The organism is Streptomyces sp. NBC_01497 (genome assembly GCF_036250695.1).
In the GTDB taxonomy this organism is placed as follows: Bacteria; Actinomycetota; Actinomycetes; order Streptomycetales; family Streptomycetaceae; genus Streptomyces.
In genome coordinates this window covers 3762258-3785674 of sequence record NZ_CP109427.1, presented here as the reverse complement: position 1 = coordinate 3785674, position 23417 = coordinate 3762258, and the positions used below count along the sequence as shown (strand labels likewise).

Sequence of the window (23417 nt, the reverse complement as noted above, 5' to 3'; positions counted from 1 at the left end):
GGATCGCACGGACGGCGGCGCCCCGAGAGGTGGCCCGCTCAGAGTTCCGTGCGGTACATCAGGTCCGTCTCGTGGGTCGTGAAGCCCAGGCCCTCGTAGACCCTGACGGCCGCCGAGTTGTCGCCGTCCACGTAGAGCATCGCCGTCGGCAGCCCCTCGGCGGCCAGGTGGCGCAGGCCGATCGCGGTCAGGGTCCTGCCGAGGCCGCTGCCCTGGGCGTCCGGCCTGATGCCGACCACGTACACCTCGCCGAGCTGGTCCTGGGCGTGGACCTTCGTCCAGTGGAAACCGATGACTTCGCCCGCCCGCTCCGCGAGGAAGAACCCCTTCGGGTCGAACCACGGCTCGGCCGTGCGGTCGTCCAGGTCGCGCTGCGTCATGCCGCCCTGTTCGGGGTGGTGGGCGAAGGCGGCGGCGTTCACCGCGAGCCAGGCGGTGTCGTCCTCGCCCGGCACGAACGTACGGATCGCGACACCCGGCGGGATCTGCGGCTCCGGGATGTCGAGCGGCGCCAACGGGCGGCGCATCTGCCGCAGTTCGCGAAAGAGCGTGAGGCCGAGGACCTGGGCCAGGTGGCGTGCGGCGGACTTCCCGCCGTGCGCCCACACCCGCAGCCGCCGGCCCGACGCCGCCATCAGGGCGTCGCCGAGCGCCCGGCCGTGGCCCCTGCCGCGCCACGAGGGGTGCACGACGAGTTCGGCCGCCGGGGCCTCCACCGGGTCCGTGTCCTCCAACTGTGCGTATCCCACGGCCTCGTCGCCGACGGTGAGGAGGAAGTGCCGCACCCCTTCGCGGTGGCCGCCGCGGAGCTGGAGCCGGCCCTGCTCGGAGACCGCCTGCACGCCGTCGTCGGCCGAGGCATCGGCCAGCAGGGCGAGTACCGCCGCGGCCTGTTCGTCCGTGAGCGCGTCGAGGGTCTGGATCTGCCGTACGGGCTCGCGAGCTGCTGCGTCAGTCATGCGTCGAGGGTACGGCGCGGTCCGGCGGCCGGGTGGCTGGGCCGGGCGGCGACGTTCGTGGCGCCCGGGTACCCGGTGCGCGCTCCGGGGGCGGCGGACTGCGCCGGGCCCGCGCGGGGCCGCCGCCGTCCCGTGGGGTGCGGAGCTCCCGCGGGGCGGCCCGCGGGGTCGCGGCGGCGGGCCGTGCGCAGATGGGGCCCACTGCGGCCGGACCTGCGCGGGCGCGACGAGGGCCGCGCCCGCCGCTTCGCGCGAGACGTGCGGGATCCGCGCCGCGACGGCACGGGGACGGGCAGGCGCTCGGCGCACGGACCGGACCGCAGCGGGCGGTGCGGCGCCGGGGCCCTACGCGTCGGGCGGCAGGTCCGGTGGCGGGGTCGGCGCGCCGGGCAGGCTGATCCTCGCCACCGTGCCGCCGCCGTCCGCCGGGCTCAGCGTGATCTCGCCGCCGGCCTGCTGGAGCGTACGGGCGACGATCGCGAGGCCGAGGCCGGAGCCGGGCAGCGAACGCGCCGACGGCGAGCGCCAGAACCGCTCGAAGACGTGCGGCAGGTCCTCCGCCGGGATGCCGGGCCCGTGGTCGCGCACGGTCAGTTCGCCGTGCGCGTCGAGCCGGACCTCGACCACGCCGCCGGGCGGACTGAACTTGACGGCGTTGTCGAGGACGTTGACGACGGCGCGTTCCAGCGTCGCGGGTTCCGCCCGTACGTACCAGGTGGCGGTGGTGGCGTCGATCGCCAGGCCGGGCCCGCGCAGCCGGGCGCGGCGCAGGGCGTGCTCCACGACCTCGTGCAGGGCGACCACCTGCACCGTCCCCGGCGTGAGCGCGTCCGGCCTGGAGAGTTCCTGGAGGTCGCCGATGAGCGCCGCGAGCTCCGTCATCTGGGCCTTCACCGACGCCATCAGCTCGCGGCGGTCGTCGGGCGGGATCGCGCGGCCCGTCTCCTCGCTTCGCGCCAGCAGCTCGATGTTGGTGCGCAGCGACGTGAGCGGGGTGCGCAGCTCGTGGCCCGCGTCGGCGATCAGCTGCGACTGGCGGTCGCGGGACGAGGCCAGCGCGGCGGTCATCGAGTTGAACGACCGGGACAGCCGGGCGATCTCGTCCTCCCCGTCGACGGGGATGCGGACGCTGAGGTCTTCCGTGCGGGCCACGTGCTCGACGGCCCGGGTGAGCCCGTCCACGGGGCGCAGCCCGGTCCGCGCGATCCACAGACCGGCGGCGCCCGCCCCGAGCACACCGACCCCGGCGACCACCGCGAGCAGCAGGGCGAGCCGGTTGAGCGAGGTCTGGATCTCGTCGACGGGCCGCGAGATGGTGACCGCCACGGGCTGGGGGCTCGACCCGCCGGGCGGCCCGATCCGGATGGTCTGGAGCCGGGTGTGGACCTGGACCTCCTGGCCGCCGTCCGTGGTGCTGGTGTGCACCGGCGACTCCTCCTCCTCGCCCCGGGCCACGGCCACGTCCTGCTGCTCGACCTTCACGGGCTGGGAGCCGAGCGCGACGCAGCGCGAGCCGTTCGCGTCCACGACCTGGAAGTAGGCGAAGGCCTGCTCGGAGGCGTCGGGTGCGGCCTTGTTCGACGAGGTGGAGCCGGCGCCGTCCTCGCAGGTCTGCAGGGCGCTGGCGATCTGGCTGCTCGGAGCGGTGCTGTTGCGCAGGGAGTTGTCGAGCTCGTTCTGCAGCTGGCTGCGGGTGAGCAGCCAGCTGGAGACGGCGACGACGGCCACCGCGATGGCCACCGCTGCGGCCACCAGCAGCGCCATCCGGGACCGGATCGGCAGCGCGCCGAAGCGCCGTACCGGGGCGGTCAGCCGGATGGCGAAGGTATGGGGGGCACCGGCGCGGCTCCCGCCGGCGCCCTGCGGGTGCCGGCGGGAGCCGCCGATCCCCTCGGTCTCGTCGGCCTCCGCGTCCCGGCCGACGCCCGCGCGGCCTGGTTCTCCCGCACCGCCGTGCCCGTACCGTCCACGGTCGCCCGGGCCGCTGCCCTCCTCGACCGGTCCGGTCGAGCCGTGCGTGTCGTGCGTGTCGTGCGGCCGTTCGGGGGGTGAGGAGTCCGTCATACGGGGCCGCCGGAGCCGGCGTCGGAGCGCAGGACGTAGCCGACGCCGCGCACGGTGTGGACCAGCCGGGGCTCACCGCCGCCCTCCGTCTTGCGGCGCAGGTACATCACGTACACGTCGAGGGAGTTGGAACTCGGTTCGAAGTCGAAGCCCCACACGGCCTTGAGGATCTGCTCGCGGGTCAGCACCTGGCGCGGGTGCGCGAGGAACATCTCCAGCAGGGTGAACTCGGTGCGCGTCAGCTCGACGCGGCGCTCGCCGCGTGTGACGTCGCGCGTCGTCAGGTCCATCCTGAGGTCCGCGAACGACAGGACGTCGTTGTCCGGCAGGTCCCCGACGCCGAGGGCGGACGCCAGGTACGAGCTGCGGCGCAGCAGGGCGCGGATGCGGGCGAACAGCTCGTCGAGCTCGAACGGCTTCACCAGGTAGTCGTCCGCGCCCGCGTCGAGCCCCGTCACGCGGTCACCGACCGTGTCACGGGCGGTGAGCATCAGGATCGGTACCTTCGAGCCGCTGTTGCGGAGCCTGCGGGCGGCCGTGAGGCCGTCCATGCGCGGCATCTGGATGTCCAGCACGATGAGGTCGGGCGCGTACGCCTCGGCCTTGGTGAGAGCGTCGAAGCCGTCGACGGCGACCTCGGTGTCGTACCCGTCGAACGTGAGGCTCCTGCGAAGAGCCTCACGCACGGCGGGTTCGTCATCGACGATCAGGATCCGCTGGGTGTCCACCTCGGCGGAACTCATGTCGCTGCTCCCTCGTCCGTCCATACCCTCGTTGTCGTATCCGAAGGTAACGGAGTCGGCCACGGCTGGTCCGTCCTCTCCTCAGTTCCTCTGTGCGCTTCGCGGCGCGCTGCCCCGGCGGGCCGCCGGGGTCCGCCGGGCGGGCCGGTGGCGCGGCCCGGGTGTCAGTTGGCGGAGCTGCCGCCGTCGCGCAGTGAGTTCAGGTCGGCCTTGACGGTGTTGACGGGGATGGCGAAGCCGAGGCCGACGCTCCCCGCCGAGCTGGAGTCGGCGCTCGTGCCGCTGCCGGAGGCGGGCGCGTACATCGCGGAGTTGATGCCGACGATGTCGCCGTTCATGTCGATCAGGGCGCCGCCGGAGTTGCCGGGGTTGAGGGACGCGTCGGTCTGGAACGCTTTGTACGTCGTCGTCTGGCTGCCGGTGTCGCCGTTGAACTGCTGGCCGCCGAACTCGAACGGCCAGTTGTCGCTGCCGCCGCCCGACCCGTCGCCCTCGCTGCCGCCGAGGCCCCCGCCGTCCTGGCTCTGCTGGCCCTCGCCGCCCTGGCTCTGGCTGCTGCCGTCCTCCTTGGGGACCGTGACGTCGCGGTTCAAGGCCGAGATGATGCCGCTGGTGACGGTGCCCTGCAGGCCCTGCGGTGAGCCGATGGCGACGACCTGGTCGCCCACGTGCACGGAGTCCGAGTCGCCGAGCGTGGCCGTCTTCAGGCCGCTCGCGCCCTGGAGCTTGATGAGGGCGAGGTCCTTGTCCGGGTCTGTGCCCGTGACGCTCGCGGTGTACGTCTTGCCGTCGGTCATCTTCACCTTGACCTGCGAGGCGCCGGACACGACGTGGTTGTTCGTGAGGACCTGGCCGTCGGCGCTGATGACGATGCCGGAACCGATGGACTCACCGGCCTGCGAGTCGGCCGTGATCTCCACGATCGCGGGGGAGACGGCCTGCGCGACCCCGGCCACGGTGCCCTTGCTGCTCTGCGAGACCGTCGTACCGCTGACGCCGACGGTCGTGCTGGCGTTGGCGTTGTTGTCCGCGTTCTTCGTGAGCACGGTCGCCACGCCGCCACCGACGACGGCCGCCGCGAGCGCCACGGCCGCCACCAGGGCCACGGGACCGCGGGCCCGCCGGCGCTTCCCGCCGTGCGCGGGGGCGTAGGCCGGCGGCGGCGGGTAGGCGGAGTCCGCGAAGCCCCCGAACGTCTCGGGTGTCCCGTGCGCGGTGTTCGCCTCGGGCCCGGTCGGCCCCGACGGCGTCCCGGGGTCGGCGGGGGATGACGGGTACGGCTGCTGCGATGCCTGGTGAGACTCGTGCTGTGCCTGCTCAGGCTGCTCGCCGAAGGACTGGTCGTCGCTGTGGTGGCTGTCGCGGTGCCCGAAGAAGTTCGTCATGCCTATGACTGTCCGACCGTGAAATGAAAACACTATGAGGACGCTGTGAGAAGCCCGACAGAAGTGCGTATGCCCGATATAAGGACGCGGCGGCGACGCCGAACCGAGCGGCGTGAGAGCCCGCCGGCCCACGGTCAACGGCGCTACGAGCGGGGCCCGTACGCCTGCTGAGGTCACGCCCGCAGGCGTCGTGAACGGCACTCGGGCGCCGGCGCGGGCACGGTCCGCACGGCGTCGTGGGCGGGGCTCGTACCACCGGCGGAGCCTTGGCCGAAGCTCCGGTGAGCGGAGCTCGAGCGGCGGGTGGAGCCACCGTGCGTGAGGTTCCTGGGAGTTGCGGCCCCCGGGGAGCCGTGGCCTTGCGGGTCCGGGCCCTACGAGCAGCCGCAGGACCTGCGCACGATCAGCGCCGAAGGGAACTGCCGCACGCGCCCCCACCCGCCGTCGCGACGGGTCCCGGCGACCCGCAGGCCGTCGTCCAGCACCAGGTCGACGGCCGCGCGGGCCATCGCGGGCCGGTCGGAGGAGACCGTGGTGAGCGGCGGGTCGGTGAGCCCCGCCTCCTTCACGTCGTCGAACCCGGCGACGGCGAGCTCGCCCGGCACGTCGATCCGCAGTTCGCGGGCCGCGCGCAGCACACCGATCGCCTGGTCGTCGGTCGAGCAGAAGATGGCGGGCGGGCGCTGCGGGCCCGCGAGGAGTTCGAGGGCGAGCTTGTAGGCGTCGTAGCGGTTGTACGGGGCCTCGAACAGGCGGCCCTCGATCGACCTGCCGGACTCCAGCATGGCCCGCCGCCACCCCTCGACGTGATCGGCGACCGGGTCGCCGATGGACGGGGTGGTCGCGACGCCGCCGAGGCACGCGACGTACGGGTGGCCGTGTTCCAGGAGGTGGCGGGTGGCGAGTTGCGCGCCGCCGACGTCGTCCGTCACGACCGCGACGTCGTCCATGGACTCGGGCCGCTCGTGCAGCAGCACGACACGGGCGTCCCAGGCGTCGATCTCGGCCGCCGCGCCCTCGCTGGGTCCCTGCGCGACGAGGATCAGCCCCGACACCCGCATGCCGAGGAACGCCCGCAGGTAGTGGACCTCGCGCTCGCCGCGGTAGTCGGAGTTGCCGACGAGCACCATCTTCCCGCGCTCGGCGGCGGCCTGTTCGACCGCGTGCGCCATCTCGCCGAAGAACGGCTGGCGCGCGTCGGGGACGATCATCCCTATGAGGTCCGTACGGCGGGACGCCATGGCCTGCGCGACCCGGTCCGGGCGGTAGCCCAGCTCCTTGATCGCGGCGAGCACCCGCTCGCGGGTGGCCGGGGCGACCGGTCGCGGCCCGTTGTTGATCACATAGCTGACCACCGCGGTCGAGGTACCCGCCAGTCGTGCCACATCGTCCCGCGTCACCTTGGCCACGCACGGGAGTCTACGCGGGATGACCCGGGCCCACGCCAGTACTTCCGGCTGTCCGACGGGGTCCGCGGGGCAGCTCGGCCGGGCCGCGTCCCGGGCCCTCTCCGGTCCTCGGCGGACGCGGTGCGCGGGCCCGACGCTCCCCGTCCGACGATCCAGTGGCCGACCGCTCAGCGCCCCGACGCGACAGGTGCGGACCGCGACCGGTTCGAGGACGGCGGGCACGCTGGTCACCGGGCGCACACACGACAGGACGGGCTCCCGCCGGATGCGCGGGGCCCGTCCTGTGTGTCGTGGAGCCGGTGGTGACTACGCCATCGCCATCCGGTCGCTGGACTCCGGCTTCTCGGGGGAGACGAACCGGTAGCCGACGTTGCGGACGGTGCCGATCAGGGACTCGTGCTCGGGGCCGAGCTTCGCGCGCAGCCGGCGGACGTGGACGTCGACCGTGCGCGTACCGCCGAAGTAGTCGTAGCCCCAGACCTCCTGGAGGAGCTGGGCGCGGGTGAAGACCCGGCCCGGGTGCTGGGCCAGGTACTTCAGCAGCTCGAACTCCTTGAAGGTCAGGTCCAGGACCCGGCCCTTCAGCTTCGCGCTGTAGGTGGCCTCGTCGACGGACAGGTCGCCGTTGCGGATCTCGGCCGGGCCGTCGTCGGAGGTGATCTGCTGCCGGCCCATGGCGAGCCGCAGCCGGGCCTCGACCTCGGCGGGTCCAGCCGTGTCGAGCAGGACATCGTCCACGCCCCAGTCGGCGGTGACGGCGGCGAGGCCGCCCTCCGTCACGACGAGGAGCAGCGGGCAGCCGGGGCCCGTGGAGCGCAGCAGCTGGCACAGCGAGCGCACCTGGGGGAGGTCGCGGCGGCCGTCGACGAGGATCACGTCGGCGCCGGGGGTGTCCACGAGGGCCGGGCCCTCGGCGGGTGCCACACGGACGGTGTGCAGCAGCAGACCCAGGGCGGGCAGGACCTCCGCGGACGGCTGGAGGGCGTTGGTGAGCAGGAGCAGGGCACTCATCGCAGCTCACCCGCCTCGGCCGCCGGCCGGGCGCCGTCCGGCCGCCGCCGGTGCCGCACGGCCGCGCGGTGCGGGCGCCACGCGCCGTCCCCCGGGCTGCCGTGCGGACGGCCGGTCCCCGGAGCGTGTGGACGGTTCGGACGGTGATGGTCCGTGGATCGCTTGCCCATGACGTCGGTTCCTCCTCGGTCCCTGCGATGGGGGCAATGCTTCGGTGCTGTGAGGCGGCGCCGGCTGCTGCGGGGCGCCACCGGCACCGCTGTGGTGTCGTTGTTCCATCCGTTCACCTGCTTGTAACAAGAAGCAGAAAACGCAAAAGGACCCGGTGGCTGCATCGCCGGGTCCTCTTCCCCAGCAGAATAGCCCACATGCGTGCTGTGTCAGGAGGCCAATCCCGCAGATCATCCGTACCCGCCGGGGCGCCGGGTGTGGTGCGGACCGTCCTCACGACGGAGGACACCGTCCGGATCGAGGCGATGTACGAGCCGTGTACGGCGGATGTCGCAGGTGACGGCGCGGCGGACGGCGCCTCTCCGGGGCCGCCCGCCGACCGCGGGAATCCGGTCGGCGGGATCGCCCCCGCCGGCGCGGCCCCGTCCACCCACCGGACCGATCTCACCCATCGGACGGATCGCGTTCACCGGACCGGTCCTACTGAGGGGGCGGATCACCCGCACCGCAGCGACCCCGCCGACCGGACGGTCGTGGTGATCGCCCACGGATTCACCGGGAGTGTCGACCGGCCCGCCATCCGGCAGGCAGCCGCGGTCTTCGCGCGCGGTGCCGCGGTGGTCACCTTCTCCTTCCGCGGCCACGGGGCGTCGGGCGGCCGCTCCACCGTCGGCGACCGGGAGGTGCTGGACCTGGCGGCGGCCGTGCGCTGGGCCCGGACGTTCGGCCACCGGCGGGTGGTGACCATCGGGTTCTCGATGGGCGGCTCGGTCGTCGTACGGCACGCGGCCCTGTACCGGGACCGGCCCGACGCCCGGACGGACGCCGTCGTCTCCGTCAGTTCGCCCGCGCGCTGGTACTACCGGGGCACGGCTCCGATGCGCCGCCTGCACTGGGTGGTGACCCGGCCGTTCGGCCGCGTCGTCGGCCGGGTCGGCCTGCACACCCGGATCCACCAGTACGACTGGGACCCGGTGCCGCTCCCGCCGGTCGACGCGGTCCCCCTGATCGCGCCCGTGCCGCTGCTCGTCGTGCACGGCGACCGCGACCCGTACTTCCCGCTCGACCATCCGCGCATGCTCGCGGCGGCGGCCGCCGAGGGGGCGGCGGAACTGTGGATCGAGCCGGGCATGGGACACGCGGAGAACGCGGCCGAGGAGCCGCTGCTCGCCCGGATCGCCGCCTGGGTCACGGAGCGTGCGGACGCGGATGCGGATGCGGGGACGGACGACCGGGCGGCGGGCCGTGCGGACAGGGCCGCTCCGGGCGCCGGGACAGCCCCCGGGGGCGACGGCGGGGCCGGTCCCGGCGCCGGTCCGGGGGCCGGGACCGGGGTGCCGGAGAGGCGGCAGTGACCGAGCACCCCTCCGCGTCGGCCATCATGGAGGCCGACGGAGGCCGAGTGAGGAGGTGCGGCGATGGCAGCGGGCACGATCCGCTACTGGGCCGCGGCGAAGGCGGCCGCAGGCGTGGCAGAGGAGCCCTACGCGGCGGACACCCTGGCTGACGCGCTGGCCCGCGCCCGGGCGGAACACCCCGGTGACCTGGTACGCGTCCTTGAACGGTGTTCGTTCCTCGTCGACGGCCTGGCCGTGGGGACCCGCGGACATGAGACCGTACGGCTTGCCGAGGGCGGCACGGTCGAGGTGCTCCCGCCGTTCGCAGGAGGGTGAAGCGCACAGCATGAGCAGCGATCAGCAGTACCCGTACGACCCTGAGCGGGGCCACGGCGCCCCGCGACCGGGGTACCGCACGCAGCCGCCCGCGCGGCCGGGCGACCCATCGCACGAGCCGCACGGCGGCGCGTCCGACATGGAGTCCACCCAGACCTGGCAGGGCCAGACCTGGGACACGGGCAGCCAGCCGGCCGTCGACTGGCCGGCCGCGCCGCGGTCGCAGCGGCAGGAGCCGTACCAGGAGTCCTACCAGGGGCAGGACCCGTCCTACCGGCAGGCTCCACAGGCCCCGCAGCAGCACGCGTACCCGCAGGCGCCGCAGCAGCCCGGGTACCCGCAGGGCCCCCAGCAGCACGCGTACGCGCAGTACCCGCGGCCCGAGCAGGGCCCGCAGGGCCAGTCCGCCGCCGCGTCGTACCAGCAGCCGCCCGCTCCGTCCCACCAGCAGGCGCGGACGCACCAGCCGTCCTACGGGGCCGCGCCCGGCGCCCCGCAGGTCTCCTCGGCCGAGGAGACCGCCTACCTGCGCGCGACGGCCCCTGCCGCGCCCGCGCAGCCCTCCGGCGCATATCCGCTGCCGCCCGAGGTGCCGGTCGGCGGCCCCGGTACCGGCGGCCCGGGAACCGATGGCCCCGGAGCCGTGCAGGCGCCCCATGCCGCGCCGACCGAGGCACTGCCGCCGGTGCCCGCGTACGCCGGTCCCGCGCACGCCCGTCCGGATGCGCCTGCCGCTCCCGGCGCGGGGTCCCTGACCGGGGCTCCCGCGTCGGCCCCCGGCGGTAGCGAACCGTCGGGTTACAGCCCGCCCACCACCCTCGGCAACGCCCGCGTCACCGACGCCCAGCGCGCTCGCGCCGAGGGACGGTCGCCGATCATCGCGCCCGGCATCCAGCCGGCCGGGCTCACCGCCGTGCTCGCGCTGCTGCTCGCGGGTGGCGCCGCGCTCGGCTCGTACGCCCTGCTGGTCCCCGTCGTGCTCCTGCAGGCCGTCACGGCGGCGGGATGGTTCCGGCTGAACGGTATGTGGCCGGCCCGTCAGGGCATCGCGCTCGCCTTCCTCGGCGGCCTCGTCGCGGATGTGGCGCTGCTGGCCGTCGGCAAGGGCAACGGGCCCGCCGCGATCATCGGCACGCTCGGCGTGTGGGTGCTGCTGACCGTGGTGCTCCAGCTGCGCAGCCACGCCGATCCGGACACGCGCCTGTCCGGGCTGTTCGCCACGGTGGTCTCCGCGGCGCTCGCGATCATCGCCACCGGGTACCTCGCCTCGTCGAAGGACGCGGTGGTGGCCGGCGCGGTGGTCGTCGCCGTCACCACGCTCGTACGGGCGCTGCCGTTGCCGGGGCCCGCCTCGGTCGTCGCGTCGCTCGTCGTCGCGGCGGGCGCGGGCCTGGTCATGGGCGCCGTCACGGACTTCGGTTCGAAGGGCGTGGTGCTCGGCCTCGGCGCCGGGGTGTGCGCGCTCGTCGGCCTCCGGGCGGCCAGTTACGACTACCCGTCGCGCTTCGTGCACATGACGGCGGGCGTGGCCCTGCCGCTGACGGCCGCCGCCCCGATGGTCTACCTGCTGGGGCGGGCCCTCGGCTGAGGACCGCGTGAACCACTGGCCTAGGCTCACCGTCACTACAGGGGGAGCACGGCGGCGCCACTCGGGTGCGGCCGACGACTTGGGGGACACCGAGCGATGCGCGCACTGCGGATATTGCTGATCTTCGTCGTGATCATCGGCGGCCTGTTCGTGGCCGCCGACCGGCTCGCGCTGCACTTCGCCGAGGGCAAGGTCGCGGACCGGATCCAGTCCAGCGAGGGGCTCGACAGCAAGCCCGACGTCTCCGTGAAGGGCTTCCCCTTCCTGACCCAGGTCGCCGGCAAGTCGCTCGACGAGGTGGACGTCGGCCTCGGTCACCTGACCGCGACCGCGAACGGCCACGCGGTTCAGGTCACCCAGGTCAAGGCCGTCCTGAAGAACGTACGCATCGACAGCAGCTTCTCCTCGGCGACGGCAGGCACGGCCGAGGGGTCGGCGCGCATCTCGTACGCGGACCTCGCCACCGCCGTCCCGAAGGGCGCCACCGTCTCCTACGCCGGACCCGAGCGGGCCGCGAAGGGCCAGGTCAAGGTCGTGGCCAAGGCGACGGACGTGCTGGAGGCGGAGAACATCCCGGACCCGTCGGGTCTCGTCAAGCAGCTGCTCGGGGACAAGACCCTGACCGCGTACGGCACGGTGACGATGAAGGGCGACGACCTGCGGCTGCACTTCGACGACGTCTCGGGTCTCCCCGTCCCGGGCCTCGCCGACCAGATCAAGGGCCTCATCAACTCGGACATGAAGATCGACGGGCTGCCGTCGTCGGTGACGCTGTCGAAGGTCACGGCGTCGCAGGAGGGCCTCCAGTTCACCGGGACGGGCACGGACGTCTCCCTGACGGGCTGAGCCGCGGCGGTCCCCAGGGCCGGCGGTTCCCCGGCCTGAGGTTCCCCGGGCCGCGGGGCCGCGGATCGCGGGCCCGCCGGTCCGCTGGTCCGCTGGGCTCGGGGCACGGCCGGCGTGGGTGGCTCCCGGGATGGGGCCCGGGCCGGATCGTGAGACGCCGCGTCCGGTCCGCAGATGTGTGGAAGATGTGCGGGGGCGCCGGGGTCCCCCGGGATGCGTGTGACGACGTCCGGGGGCGGCGCGGACCCGCGCGGGAGGGCCTCCCCGGGGTGGAGCGGCCCTCGGCCCTCGCCCACTGTGTCCATCATGCGGACGATCCCGTTTCACCATGCGATACGACGGTGACATCCCCGCCCGGACGTCCTTACGATCGGCCCATGGAGCGACGGGTGGATCTGCGAGTGGATCTCACGAAGCGGCGGGCAGTAGACCTGTGCTGCGTTGCCACCATGCTCTGTCGCGACGCCTAGCCGGTACCCGAGCGCTTCGGGACGTACGGGCGGTTCGCACCCCCGTCGTCCGTTGCCGCGTACCGGACATCCATGCCCTGTGATCCAGGGCGCCCCGGGCCTCGCGCCTGCCCGGTCCCTGCAGCCGCCACGGCACGGACGGGCCACCGGGAGGCCACCACGCCCCCAGCACCACCTCGCCGCACACTGCCCCGGAGGGAAACAGCATGAGCCGCACCGACGCCCTGGTCGACGCCGACTGGGTCGAGTCGCACCTCGACGACGCGAAGATCGTTATTGTGGAGGTCGACGAGGACACCTCGGCGTACGAGAAGAACCACATCAAGAACGCCGTAAGGATCGACTGGAAGACGGACCTCCAGGATCCGGTGCGCCGCGACTTCGTGGACCAGGCGGGCTTCGAGAAGCTGCTGTCCGCCAAGGGAATCGCCAACGACGACACCGTCATCCTCTACGGCGGTAACAACAACTGGTTCGCGTCGTACGCCTACTGGTACTTCAAGCTCTACGGCCACGACAGCGTCAAGCTGCTCGACGGCGGCCGCAAGAAGTGGGAACTCGACGCCCGCGAGCTGGTCGAGGAGGTCCCCTCGCGCGCCGCGACCACGTACAAGGCCAAGGCCCAGGACACCTCGATCCGCGCCTTCCGCGACGACGCGGTCTCCGCCATCGGCAACCAGAACCTGGTCGACGTGCGATCGCCCGACGAGTTCAGCGGCAAGCTGCTCGCCCCGGCACACCTTCCGCAGGAGCAGTCGCAGCGTCCGGGCCACATCCCGAGCGCCCGCAACATCCCGTGGTCGAAGAACGCCAACGACGACGGCACGTTCAAGTCGGACGACGAGCTCACGGCGCTCTACGCCGACGAGCAGGTCGACCTGGCGAAGGACACCATCGCGTACTGCCGCATCGGTGAGCGCTCCGCGCTGACCTGGTTCGTGCTGCACGAGCTGCTGGGTGTCACGAACGTCAAGAACTACGACGGATCGTGGACCGAGTACGGCTCGCTCGTCGGCGTTCCGATCGAGCTCGGCGCCGCGAAGTAACCGCTTCGGCGGGGCGCCCCGCGAGGCGCCCCGCCACCCACCGCACAACCGCCCGACCCGGAGGACGAACAAGCATGTGTGGAGCGAAGCCCGGCGGCCCCGACGCCTCGACGATCAAGCCCGGTGAGACGACCATCCAGGGCCAGGTGACCCGTGACGGCGAACCCGTCACCGGTTACGTGCGCCTGCTCGACTCGACCGGCGAGTTCACCGCGGAGGTGCCGACCTCGGCCACCGGACAGTTCCGCTTCTACGCTGCCGAGGGCACGTGGACGCTGCGCGCCCTCGTCCCGGGCGGCACGGCGGACCGTACGGTCGTCGCGCAGACCGGCGGTCTCGCCGAGGTCGCGATCTCCGTCTGACGCGCGGCGTCACGACGCTGGACGTACGGCGCGCGGCGCCCACCTTGTGACGGGGGTGGGCGCCGCGCGCCGTACGTATGCCCGCGCACCGTGCAGCGTTGGCCGTAGTCCCGATGCCGGTCGTACGCTGGAGACATGTACACGCGACGCCGTCGTCGTTACTTCGCCCTCATGTGCGGGTGCCTGGTGCTCTTCGTATCCGCCTGGGCGTTCGTGCGGCTCTGGTCGATCCCCGCAGCCGTCGCCATGTGTGTGGTGGCGATGGTGATCCCGCCGGTGGCGGCCATGGTCGGCAACTCGCGCGGCCGGGGGGACCGATGGTGGGACGAGACCTCCGGTGACGAGACGTCCGACGAGTGGTGGGACGAGCTCGACGGGAAGAAGCAAGCCCCCGGCAAGAAGACCCAGAGCGATCAGAACCCCGGCGACAAGAAGAACAACCGCCGCGGACGACCGTGAAGTGAACGGCCCCCGCCCGCGTACGTCCGTGACCGGACGTACGCGGGCGGTCGCGCGTTTCAGCCCTTGTCGTGCCCACGGAGCCGGTCCCGGCGGATCTCGCCGGTACGGCGCGTGTTCGCAGGGATCCGATGCGTACGGGACCGGCCGGTACGGGACGTGTCCCTGCGCATCCGGTGCGTGCGGGTCCGGTTCCCCGGGACCCCGTCCGGGGGCGTTCGTACGGCCTCGTACGTACGGCCCTTTTTCGTACGGGGCGTTGTGGCGGCGACGCCGAATGCGACGAGCGGCGGCACCGCCGCGACCATGGACGCCGGATGGTGGCCGTCGGTGAGCGCCACGGACCCGGCCGTGGCCGGCCGCGAGCAGTGTCGTCGAGCAGTGTCCGCGAGCGGGACGCGGCGAGCGTCGAGAGTACGGCGACGCCCAGCGGCGGGACCGCAGGACCGGCAGGAGATCCACGGCGCAGTCCGCGTGTCCGGCGGGCAGCCGGGACAGCAGTGCCCTCAGGGCCGCCGGCAGTACCAGCCCGGCGGGCGGCACGGGTCTCGGGCGCGTCACCCGGCCGGGCGGTCGTCGGCCGGCGCGTCGCGGTCGGCGCGACGCGCGGCCCCGGCTCCGGCACCGTCGGCGGCTCGGGGAGCGCTCCTGCGGCGTCGTGGGCGCAGGGTGGTGAGCACAGCGCCCGCGAGGACCAGGGCCGCGTTGATCGCGATCGCCGTCCTGATGCCGCCGAGCATCTCGGTCGCACCCGTCGCCCCGCCGGTCACGCCGGTCACGACGGCGCTCATCACCGGCGTGCCCAGGGTGATGCCGACCTGCTGGGACAGGGTGGCGATGCCCGTGGCCAGGCCCTGTTCGTCGTCGGGCAGCCCCGAGGTGGCGGAGACCATGAACGCGACGATCGTCAGCATGTTGCCGACGCCCCCGGCGAACGTCGCCGCGAGCAGCAGCCAGATCCACGTTCCTGACGTCCCGAGCGCCACCAGCGCCGCCGTGGCCACCGCCTGCACCACGCCGCCCAGCAGGATCGTGCGCCGGGCGCCCAGCCGGCCGACCGCGCGTCCGCCGAGCGTTCCGCCGAGCACGGTGCCCGCGCCGAGCGTCCCGAACGCGAGACCCGTCGCGAGCGGCGAGCGGCCCAGCACCTCCTGCAGGTAGAGGGTGAGCAGGAAGACGAGGGACGTCTCGGTGACGAAGGCGATCAGCCCGGTCGCGTTCGACCGGATCACGCTGCCGCGCCGCAGGATCCGTACGGGCACGAGCGGCGCGTCCGCGCGCTTCTCCACGTGCCAGAACGCCACCAGCAGGAGCGCTCCGGCCGCGAGTGGCGCGAGGGTGCCGGGCGCGGTCCAGCCCGCCGTGCCGGCCCGCGTCAGGCCGTACACCAGCAAGAGCAGTCCGGCTGTGACGGACGCGGCGCCGGGTACGTCGAGGCGGGGCCGTGCGGCTGGGCGGGAGGCCGTGATCACGGAGGGCGCGAGCGCGACGATCAGCGCCGCGACCGGGACGTTGAGGAGGAACGCCCAACGCCAGGAGAGCAGTTCGGTCAGCAGGCCGCCGAGGATCGCGCCCGCAGTGAACCCGGTGGACATCAGTGCCCCGTTGAGGCCGAGCGCGCGTTCGCGCAGTGGTCCCTCGCGGAACGACGTGGTGAGCAGGGCCAGGCCGGCGGGTGTGACCGCCGCGGTCGCGAGGCCTTGCAACACACGTGCGACGAGCAGCATTTCGGGTGACACCGCGAGTCCGCCGAGCAGCGAGGCGGACCCCAGTACGATCATGCCTCCCAGGAACAGCCTTTTGCGGCCCACGAGATCGGCGATCCGCCCGAACAGCAGCGTGAAACCCGCCGCGGCCAGGGCGAAGGCGGTGGAGATCCACTGCAGGTCCGCGAGCGGGAAGCCGAGGCCCCTGCCGACGGCCGGGAGGGCGACATTCAGGATGGAGAAGTCCACGGCGATCATGAACTGGGCACCGAGGAGCAGGGTCAGGACGAGTCTTTGGCGTCCTGTCATCCGTGCGGTGGCCGTCCTGCGCGCGGTGGCCGGTGCCTCCTCGCGCACGGCCGCGGGTGGTGCCGTGTCTGCGGCCGCGCGGGGCGTCGGCCGGGGTGGTTGCGTCGTGTTGGGCCTGCGTGCGGACATGGTGGTCCCCCGGGTGGACGTGGTGGGGTTCTAACGGGTCTGTAGTTCCGTTAGAATGGATTCACCGTACCAGAGGAAACGTATTGATGGAACTGGAGTCCCGTTATGAATGCTGTCGGTGAGGCCGGCGACAGAAGCCGGCCCCCGGTCAAGGACCCGGGCACGGTCCGGCCCGGCGGCCGAACGGCCCGCGTCCGGGCGGCCGTGCTGCGCGCCGCGGGGGACGCGCTGGCGGAACACGGCTTCGACCGGCTCGACCTCACGGACATCGCGCGCCGCGCCGAGGTCGGCAAGACGACCGTCTACCGGCGCTGGTCAACCACCACGGGGCTGGTCGCGGACCTGCTCGACGACATGGCCGAGCAGTCCGTGCGCCGCAGCGACACCGGCTCGCTCGCCGGGGACCTGAGGGCCAACGCGCGTCTCGTCGTCACCACGCTCAACGACGCGCGTCAGGGGCCCCTGCTGAAGGCCGTCATCGCGGCGGCCACCGGTGACCGGCGGACGGAACAGGCGCTGCGCCGCTTCTACGACAGCCGCGTCGAGGAGTGGGCGGAGTGCGTGCGTCTCGCCGAGCGCCGGGGCGAGGTGCCGGTGGGCACCGACCCGCACGAGGTCGTACGGGCCGTCTCGGCGCCGCTCTACTACCGGGTGCTGGTCAGCGGCGGCGCACTGGACGAGGCGGTGGGGGAGCGTGCGGTGGCGGCGGTGCTCGCCGCCGTCCGCGCGGGGGTGTACGTACCGGAGTAGGCGGGCTTGCGGTGCGGGACGAGGCGCCTGCGCCGATCGCGTCCGGGGCCGGGCGGGGCCTCGGGCGGCGCGGCGGTGCCATGGGCCCGCCCGCGCGAGCGGGCATGCCGGGTGCCCCCCGCGCCACCGGTCTCAGGGCGTGCGGACCAGGGCGGGACGAGGCGCCTGCGCCGATCGCGTCCGGGGCCGGGCGGGGCCTCGGGCGGCGCGGCGGTGCCATGGGCCCGCCCGCGCGAGCGGGCATGCCGGGTGCCCCCCGCGCCACCGGTCTCAGGGCGTGCGGACCAGCGTCGACAGTTCGGCCGCGGTCGGTGGCCGCAGCGTCGTGAGCACGTGCCGGGCGGCGTCCAGGTCGAACGGGCCGCCCCCGTCGTACGTGACCACGTAGACGATCCCGGACCGGCGCAGCCGGAGTTCGTCGACCGCGCCCGGCGGCACCGCCCCGTCGGGGGTGATCGCGATGCCGCTCGCGTCGGGTTCCGCGTACCGCACCCGCTGCCGGCCCCCGCCGTCCGACGCGCAGAGGGACCTGCGGCCGACCGCGAGGGGACAGCCGTTCGCCGCCGTGCGCTCCCTCGCGTACGAGATCCGGCGCACAGTCAGCCTCAACGCCCCGCCATCCGCCGCACGGTGGCGGTAGGTGGCGCCGAACGCGTCGCTTCCCGCTCCGAGTCCGCTCACCGTGTAACCGGCCGGGGCCGTACCGAGCCGGAACAGCGCGCGGTCGACGTGGTGGCCGGCGAGCCACTGCGCGGTCGTCGGCGGGCGCGCGGCGGCCCAGGCGCCCGTACCCGTGCTCGCGGCGAAGACCGCGGTGGCGCCGATGACGGCGAGGCGGGTCCGGACGCCGGGCAGGAAGTACGCGGCGGTCAACCCGAAGCAGGCGGCGGAGCCGAGGAACACACCGGGCAGGGTCAGGGCGTCGTCCGCGCTCCTGCCGCGGGTGAGCGCGAGCAGGCCGAGCGTGCCGCCGGCGCCGCCCGTGTACACGGTGAGTGCCCACACCCAGGGTCCCGAGCGGCTGCGGAGATACGGCACGTCCGCCCGGCCACCCGTCGCGACCCGGGCGAACGCGGTGACGATCAGCGCGGTGCTGAGGCAGGCCGTGCCCACGGCGGGGCCGGCCCCGGTGAACAGCGCGATGAGCACCGCCATGTACTGGACGGCCGACAGCGCCGCGCCGCCGAGCCCGACGACGCTGACGAACCTGACGCGCTGCCATGGCATACCCCTGGATCACGCGACCCGGGGCGTGGTGGTTCCCGAACCGGCCCTGCCGCCACGCCCCCGCGCCGGTCGGCCGAAGGAGTCGGCGGCGAGCCGTGCCCCCGCCGGCAGCGCGCCCAACGAGTCGACAGCGCCGACGGGTTCGTACGGCGCGGTGCCGCCGCGGCGTGCCCGGGCTCTGCCCTTCAGGCGCCGGCGCCCCCGTCGACCGGCACGATCGCCCCGGTCACCATCGAGGCGCGGTCGCTGAGCAGCCACGCGGCCACCTCGGCCACCTCGCGGGGCTCGGCCATGCGGCCGAGCGGGGTCGCCGCGACGTTGCGCTCGATGATGCCTGGGGATTGCGCCTCCCAGGCGTCGATCATCTCCGTGGCGGTGCCGCCGGGGGTGATGCCGTTGACGCGGATGCCCTGACGGCCCCAGGTCACGGCCGCCGTCTCGGTGATGCTGTTGAGCGCGCGCTTCATGGCGCCGTACGCGGGCAGGGCGGGATTCGCGCGGCGGCTGCCGATGCTCGACGTGTTGACGATCGCCCCGCCGCCACCGCGTCGCATGAGAGCGGCTTCGGCGGTCATGGCGGTCCAGTGCGAGCGGAAGTTCACGGCGAACTGCTCGTCGATGTCCTCGTCGCTCGTGGTGTCGAGCGGGCCGGGCTGCTGGATCGTCGCGCCGTTGTTGAAGGCGCCGTCGAGCCGTCCGTGCAGTTCCCCGACGCGGTCGACCGCGTCGCGGATACTCGCACGGTCGGCGAGGTCCAGGGTGACGGCGTCGGCGACGCCGCCGCCGGCGCGGATCTCCGTGACGATGCGGTCGAGGGCGTCCGTGCTGCGGGCGGCGAGCACGACGGCGGCGCCGTCGGAGGCGAAGAGCCGGGCCGCGGCCGCGCCGATGCCGCGACTGGCGCCGGTGATGAGCACGACCTTCCCGGTGAGCAGGCCGATGGGTGCGATGTCGAGGGGCGCGAGGCCGATGTTGTCCGTCATGGGCGCCAGTGTCGGGTCGGCCCGCGGGCCGGATACAGGCACAGTCCGTACCAGGATCCCCCGCCGCCCGGGGTGCACACTCGGAGTATGAACAAGCAGGAGCTCGGGTCGTTCCTCCGCAGCCGCCGCGAGCGGCTCCGGCCGGAGGACGTCGGCCTTCCCTCAGGACCGCGACGCCGGACACCGGGTCTGCGCCGTGAGGAGGCCGCGGTCCTCGCGCACATCTCGACGGAGTACTACGTCCGGCTCGAACAGGGCCGGGCACCGCGGCCCTCGGGGGAGGTCCTGGCCGGGATCGCGGGCGCGCTGCGGCTCACCGACGCCGAGTCCGACCACCTCCACGTCCTGTCGGGCACCGCGCCGATCCGTGACCGGCTGCACCGGCGCGACGTCCGCCCGAGCATCCTCGCGCTCCTGGAACGGCTGCCGGGGACAGCCGCTTTCGTCATCTCCGCCACGTTCGAGGTGCTCGCGTGGAACGACCTGGCCGCCGCGCTCATGGAGGACTTCGGCGCGCTCGCCCCCGGCGACCGCAATCTCGCGCGCCGGGCGTTCCTCGGGCCGGACCGGCCCGGCACCACCCTGTACGGGATCTCCGACGCCGCCGAGTTCCGCCACCACGTCGTCATGGAACTCCGAGCCACCCTCGCCCGCTACCCGGCGGATCCCGAGGTGCGCGGTCTCGTCGACGAACTCCGCGACACCTGCCCCGAGTTCGCCCGGCTATGGGAGCGGCATGACGTGCAGGCCGCGCAGATGCTCACGAAGACCCTGCGCCACCCGGTCGTCGGAGAGATCACCGTCGACTGCGACGTGATGGCGCTCACGGACCGGGACCAGCACGTCGTGCTCTACAGCGCGCCGCAGGGATCCCCTGACGCCGAAGCTCTGGCACTGCTGAGGGTACTGGGAACCGAGACCGCGGATTACCTGCGGTAGCGTCCCGGCCGGGGACCGCGAACACCGCATCGGTGGCGGTGACGTGCTGATCCGGCCGGCTGTCGTCCCGTAGGCATCCGGCCGCGGCGCGCCCGCCCGCACGACCACCGTACGACCACGGCACTGCCGCCGGCCCGCCGTCGCCGGGCGTCCTCGGGGCACATCACGGCATGTCCCGCGCCCCTACGCCACCGCGGGCCGGTGCGCGAGGAAGAAGGCCTGCCGGCCCTGCCGGGGTCTCTCGCTCTCGTCCGGCTCGCGGATCATCCGGGCGTCCACGACCAGGCCGGCCTCGCGCAGTAGGCCCGCGACGAGCTCGGGAGGCGTCCAGTAGACGTCGAGCGACACCTCGTGGCCGTAGGCCCGCTCACGGTGCAGGTGCTGGTCCCCGACCTTGAAGGCGAGCAGCAGGGTGCCGCCCGGGGCCAGCACCCGGTGACACTCGCCGAACACGGCCGGCAGCAGCCGAGGTGGGGTGTGGACGGTCGAATACCAGGCGACGACGCCACCAAGGGCGCCGTCGTCCAGGTCGAGCGCCGTCATCGACCCCTCGACGAACCGCAGGTCCGGATGGGTCCGGCGGGCGACCGCGATCATCCCGGGTGACAGGTCGACACCGAACACATCCAGGCCGAGGGAGTCGAGGTGCGCGGTGACGCGGCCGGGACCGCAGCCGAGGTCGGCGACGGGCCCCGCACCCGGCACCCGCGCGAGCTCGCAGAACGCGGCGAGCATCGCGCGGTCCAGTGGTTTCGCGTCCAACTCGTCACGTAGCAGCCGCTCGTAGTCGACGGCGACGGTGTCGTAGGCCGTGCGCGTGGCATCCAGATCGGTCGCTTCGGTCATGGGCGACGACGTTAGCGAAGCCACCTCGGGGCGACCACCGGGTGCGCCAGGCGCAGTCGGTGGTCGGAGGGTGTCGGTGGCGTGGGCTTGGATGTGCCCCATGACTGTTCACGATGTTGCCCGAGTGCTGCCTGACATCGCGGTGTTGCGAAACCTCTGCCGCTCGATGGCCATGGTCGAGGCGGTACTGAACCCGGACGGTGAGCGGTGCTACTCGTTCAACACCGACTGGTCGGAGACCGAAGAACTCGCCTCCATGAGCAACGGATCAGGTGACGAGTTCGATGTTGTCTTCTCCTCCGCCGGCGCCTACATACGCGGCTTCGACCATGAGTCCCCGCTGAGCCCGTACGGCTACGACGACGTGCCGGTGCCGTGGCCCGGTGTGGTGGACTCCGTCCCCGACGTCTTCCGGAACCTTGTCGACGAGCCCGCCTTCTGCGACGAGGACGGCACGCCCGTGGTGACGGCATGCCTCTGGCGCCGGACGGGGGACGAGCGCTGGCAGGCGGGCGACGTCGACTTCCCCGAGGGACATCCGGACCCGGACGGCTCCACCTGGCTGTTCGAGCTGCTCGTCGCTCCGACCCCCGAGGCCTTCCAGGCGTTCGCCGAGGACTACTACGAGACCCCGGTCGCCATCGAAGCCGTGCGCCGTATCTACGACCTGCGCCCGCTGGGCCCCGCGGAGGTCGCCGGGCTCAACCCCCGGGCGTCATGGGGCGATGTCGTCGAGGTGGCAGAGTCGATCGGCTACCCCCTCGTGTGAGCACGGTTGGTACCGACACGAGGGGAACAACTGCCGCTGCGATCTCGTGTTGATGCTGGTGACTGGTCGCGATCGGCATCCGTGGACGTGGCCAGGGTTGTGCCTCCGCACTGCCGCTCCAGGGATCACGGGAGCTGCCCATGGCAGGGGCCAACGCCGACCGGGCTCGCGGGGGCGACCACGTCGACCCGCTGAACCCCGGGTGCCATATCCTGCGGCGCCGACTTGAAAGTTCCAGGCGGCAGTGGCGCTTGCGCCGGGGCGCGCCGCGCAGGGCTCACCGGGATCGGGCGGGTGTCACCTACCGCGCTCGGGCTCGATCGGTGAGACGGCGCGTGGCCGCGAGCAGGCATCCGGCCCGCCAGGCGCAAGGTCAGGACCGCGCGGTCCGGAACGCGAGATACCGGTTGAAGGCTTCGTGGCTGTCGGGGGTGAAGCGCCACTCCAGCAGAGCCGACCGCAGCTCCGGCTCGGTCAGCCGGCCATGCCAGGCGATCTCATCGGGATCGGCGGCCACGCTGTCCGGCACCACCGCTTCGTGCACGCCGAGCCAGTGAGGGCTCAGACCGCTGCGGTTGACGAACGTGAACAACAAGCGCGGCCGCACCCGAACGCCCAGCTCCTCGGCCAGCTCCCGGGCGGCGGCCTGTTCGTAGGACTCGCCGACACCCACGGCGCCACCGACCACGACCTCGTAGAGCCCGGGGAAGCGCGACAGCCGCTCCGACCGCCGGTGAACGAGGATCCGCCCTCGCTCATCACGGCACACCGTCACAGCGACCCGGTGCAGCCAGCCCTCCCGGACGGCCTGCCGGCGGCTGACCACCAGCCCCAGCACGCGATCTTGGTCGTCGACACGTTCCACCCGTTCATCCACGACGGACAGCCTGGCAGGGCCCACCGACAACGCCGCTTCCCGGCGACTCGCAGAACCGGACCAGGAGTACCCGCGCAAGGAGGCCGGACCAGGATGACGAGAGGTGTCGCGCACATACGACACCTACCGCGCCCGGGCTCGGTCGGTCGCCGCCGTGTGCATGCTGTTGCTAGCGGCGGTGCTTGCAAAAGTTAGCGGGGTGTGTGCATGGTGGAGGCATGGCAGCACTCAACGTCGGCAGTCTCGGCGAGTACCTGCGTGAGCAGCGGCGCACCGCGCAGCTCTCGCTGCGGCAGCTCGCGGATGCCGCCGGGGTGTCGAACCCGTACCTGAGTCAGATCGAACGCGGGCTGCGCAAGCCGAGCGCGGAGATCCTGCAGCAGCTGGCCAAGGCGCTGCGCATCTCCGCGGAGACGCTGTACGTGCAGGCCGGGATGTTGGACGAGCGGGAGCGCGAAGAGGTGGAGACACGTGCCGCCATCCTCGCCGACCCCTCGATCAACGAACGGCAGAAGCAGGCCCTGCTGCAGATCTACGAGTCGTTCCGCAAGGAGAACGGCCCGGGGGCCGAAGGGCCCTGATCCGGTGCGGGCATCCGGAGACCCGCCGTCGGTTCTCGCCGGGGCGGAGCCCGGTGCCGGCACGAAGACCCGTCCGGTGCTGTCGTACCACCCTCACCCGATCCCGGAGGTTGAC

22 protein-coding genes and 1 pseudogene are annotated in these 23417 nt (G+C 73.2%); 11 read left to right on the top strand and 12 right to left on the bottom strand.

All coding sequences use genetic code 11. The annotated features are described in order from the left end of the window. Nucleotides 1-38: 38 nt before the first annotated feature. From mshD to OG310_RS16160, 6 genes are all read right to left on the bottom strand, one after another. Nucleotides 39-959, bottom strand: coding sequence for a mycothiol synthase (mshD, locus tag OG310_RS16185; protein ID WP_329456593.1), 921 nt, complete (start codon nt 957-959; stop codon nt 39-41). A gap of 345 nt (nt 960-1304) precedes the next feature. Beyond that, nucleotides 1305-2723 (bottom strand): sensor histidine kinase, encoded by a 1419-nt coding sequence (locus OG310_RS16180; RefSeq protein ID WP_329460207.1) that lies wholly within the window; start codon nt 2721-2723, stop codon nt 1305-1307. A gap of 296 nt (nt 2724-3019) precedes the next feature. Continuing rightward, complete coding sequence (locus tag OG310_RS16175; protein ID WP_329456592.1) at nt 3020-3766, bottom strand: response regulator transcription factor; 747 nt, start codon at nt 3764-3766, stop codon at nt 3020-3022. A 164-nt stretch (nt 3767-3930) separates the two neighbouring features. Further along, complete coding sequence (locus OG310_RS16170) at nt 3931-5151, bottom strand: S1C family serine protease (protein ID WP_329456591.1); 1221 nt, start codon at nt 5149-5151, stop codon at nt 3931-3933. A gap of 374 nt (nt 5152-5525) precedes the next feature. After that, complete coding sequence (locus OG310_RS16165) at nt 5526-6560, bottom strand: LacI family DNA-binding transcriptional regulator (protein WP_329456590.1); 1035 nt, start codon at nt 6558-6560, stop codon at nt 5526-5528. Between the two features lie 306 nt (nt 6561-6866). After that, nucleotides 6867-7571 carry a response regulator transcription factor gene (locus tag OG310_RS16160; protein WP_443078652.1) on the bottom strand — a complete coding sequence of 235 codons (705 nt, stop codon included), beginning with the start codon at nt 7569-7571 and terminating at the stop codon, nt 6867-6869. A 476-nt stretch (nt 7572-8047) separates the two neighbouring features. On the opposite strand from OG310_RS16160, the gene OG310_RS16155 reads away from it, so the two are divergent. The 7 genes and pseudogenes from OG310_RS16155 to OG310_RS16125 all read left to right on the top strand — a co-directional run. Next, entirely contained in the window at nt 8048-9097 is a 1050-nt protein-coding gene (locus tag OG310_RS16155; RefSeq protein ID WP_443078855.1) for an alpha/beta hydrolase, read from the top strand. 63 nt (nt 9098-9160) lie between these two features. Then, complete coding sequence (locus OG310_RS16150; protein WP_329456588.1) at nt 9161-9415, top strand: MoaD/ThiS family protein; 255 nt, start codon at nt 9161-9163, stop codon at nt 9413-9415. A 10-nt stretch (nt 9416-9425) separates the two neighbouring features. Next, the gene (locus tag OG310_RS16145; RefSeq protein WP_329456587.1) at nt 9426-11003 is read left to right on the top strand and encodes a hypothetical protein; all 1578 of its coding nucleotides are present in this window, start codon (nt 9426-9428) and stop codon (nt 11001-11003) included. A gap of 96 nt (nt 11004-11099) precedes the next feature. Beyond that, nucleotides 11100-11849 carry an LmeA family phospholipid-binding protein gene (locus tag OG310_RS16140; protein WP_329456586.1) on the top strand — a complete coding sequence of 250 codons (750 nt, stop codon included), beginning with the start codon at nt 11100-11102 and terminating at the stop codon, nt 11847-11849. 676 nt (nt 11850-12525) lie between these two features. After that, nucleotides 12526-13365 carry a sulfurtransferase gene (locus OG310_RS16135; protein WP_329456585.1) on the top strand — a complete coding sequence of 280 codons (840 nt, stop codon included), beginning with the start codon at nt 12526-12528 and terminating at the stop codon, nt 13363-13365. 74 nt (nt 13366-13439) lie between these two features. Continuing rightward, complete coding sequence (locus OG310_RS16130) at nt 13440-13727, top strand: DUF1416 domain-containing protein (RefSeq protein ID WP_329456584.1); 288 nt, start codon at nt 13440-13442, stop codon at nt 13725-13727. A gap of 135 nt (nt 13728-13862) precedes the next feature. Then, nucleotides 13863-14114: pseudogene (locus OG310_RS16125) on the top strand (DUF3099 domain-containing protein); the annotation flags it as partial. A gap of 131 nt (nt 14115-14245) precedes the next feature. On the opposite strand, the gene OG310_RS16120 reads toward OG310_RS16125, so the two are convergent. Both OG310_RS16120 and OG310_RS16115 read right to left on the bottom strand, forming a co-directional pair. Beyond that, nucleotides 14246-14527 carry a hypothetical protein gene (locus OG310_RS16120; protein WP_329456583.1) on the bottom strand — a complete coding sequence of 94 codons (282 nt, stop codon included), beginning with the start codon at nt 14525-14527 and terminating at the stop codon, nt 14246-14248. A gap of 216 nt (nt 14528-14743) precedes the next feature. Next, on the bottom strand, nt 14744-16330 hold the full coding sequence (locus tag OG310_RS16115; RefSeq protein ID WP_443078651.1) for an MFS transporter: 1587 nt from the start codon (nt 16328-16330) through the stop codon (nt 14744-14746). 105 nt (nt 16331-16435) lie between these two features. Here OG310_RS16115 and OG310_RS16110 point away from each other — a divergent pair, with 105 nt between their 5' ends. Continuing rightward, complete coding sequence (locus OG310_RS16110) at nt 16436-17080, top strand: TetR/AcrR family transcriptional regulator (RefSeq protein ID WP_329456581.1); 645 nt, start codon at nt 16436-16438, stop codon at nt 17078-17080. A 270-nt stretch (nt 17081-17350) separates the two neighbouring features. Here the strand turns inward: OG310_RS16110 and OG310_RS16105 are convergent, their stop codons facing one another. Together OG310_RS16105 and OG310_RS16100 are read right to left on the bottom strand one after the other, a co-directional pair. Further along, complete coding sequence (locus OG310_RS16105; protein WP_329456580.1) at nt 17351-18307, bottom strand: hypothetical protein; 957 nt, start codon at nt 18305-18307, stop codon at nt 17351-17353. Between the two features lie 185 nt (nt 18308-18492). Further along, on the bottom strand, nt 18493-19290 hold the full coding sequence (locus tag OG310_RS16100) for an SDR family NAD(P)-dependent oxidoreductase (RefSeq protein WP_329456579.1): 798 nt from the start codon (nt 19288-19290) through the stop codon (nt 18493-18495). A gap of 87 nt (nt 19291-19377) precedes the next feature. Between OG310_RS16100 and OG310_RS16095 the strand changes: the two genes are divergently transcribed. Continuing rightward, entirely contained in the window at nt 19378-20229 is an 852-nt protein-coding gene (locus OG310_RS16095) for a helix-turn-helix transcriptional regulator (protein WP_329456578.1), read from the top strand. Nucleotides 20230-20412: 183 nt separating this feature from the next. Here OG310_RS16095 and OG310_RS16090 read toward each other — a convergent pair whose 3' ends face one another. Next, a complete protein-coding gene (locus tag OG310_RS16090) occupies nt 20413-21075 on the bottom strand; it encodes a class I SAM-dependent DNA methyltransferase (protein ID WP_329456577.1) in 663 nt (220 codons plus the stop codon). Nucleotides 21076-21175: 100 nt separating this feature from the next. Between OG310_RS16090 and OG310_RS16085 the strand changes: the two genes are divergently transcribed. Further along, a complete protein-coding gene (locus OG310_RS16085; RefSeq protein ID WP_329456576.1) occupies nt 21176-21844 on the top strand; it encodes a hypothetical protein in 669 nt (222 codons plus the stop codon). 373 nt (nt 21845-22217) lie between these two features. Here OG310_RS16085 and OG310_RS16080 read toward each other — a convergent pair whose 3' ends face one another. Further along, a complete protein-coding gene (locus OG310_RS16080; protein ID WP_443078650.1) occupies nt 22218-22721 on the bottom strand; it encodes an NUDIX domain-containing protein in 504 nt (167 codons plus the stop codon). A 218-nt stretch (nt 22722-22939) separates the two neighbouring features. Here OG310_RS16080 and OG310_RS16075 point away from each other — a divergent pair, with 218 nt between their 5' ends. Next, nucleotides 22940-23302 (top strand): helix-turn-helix domain-containing protein, encoded by a 363-nt coding sequence (locus OG310_RS16075; protein ID WP_329456575.1) that lies wholly within the window; start codon nt 22940-22942, stop codon nt 23300-23302. Nucleotides 23303-23417: the final 115 nt, after the last annotated feature.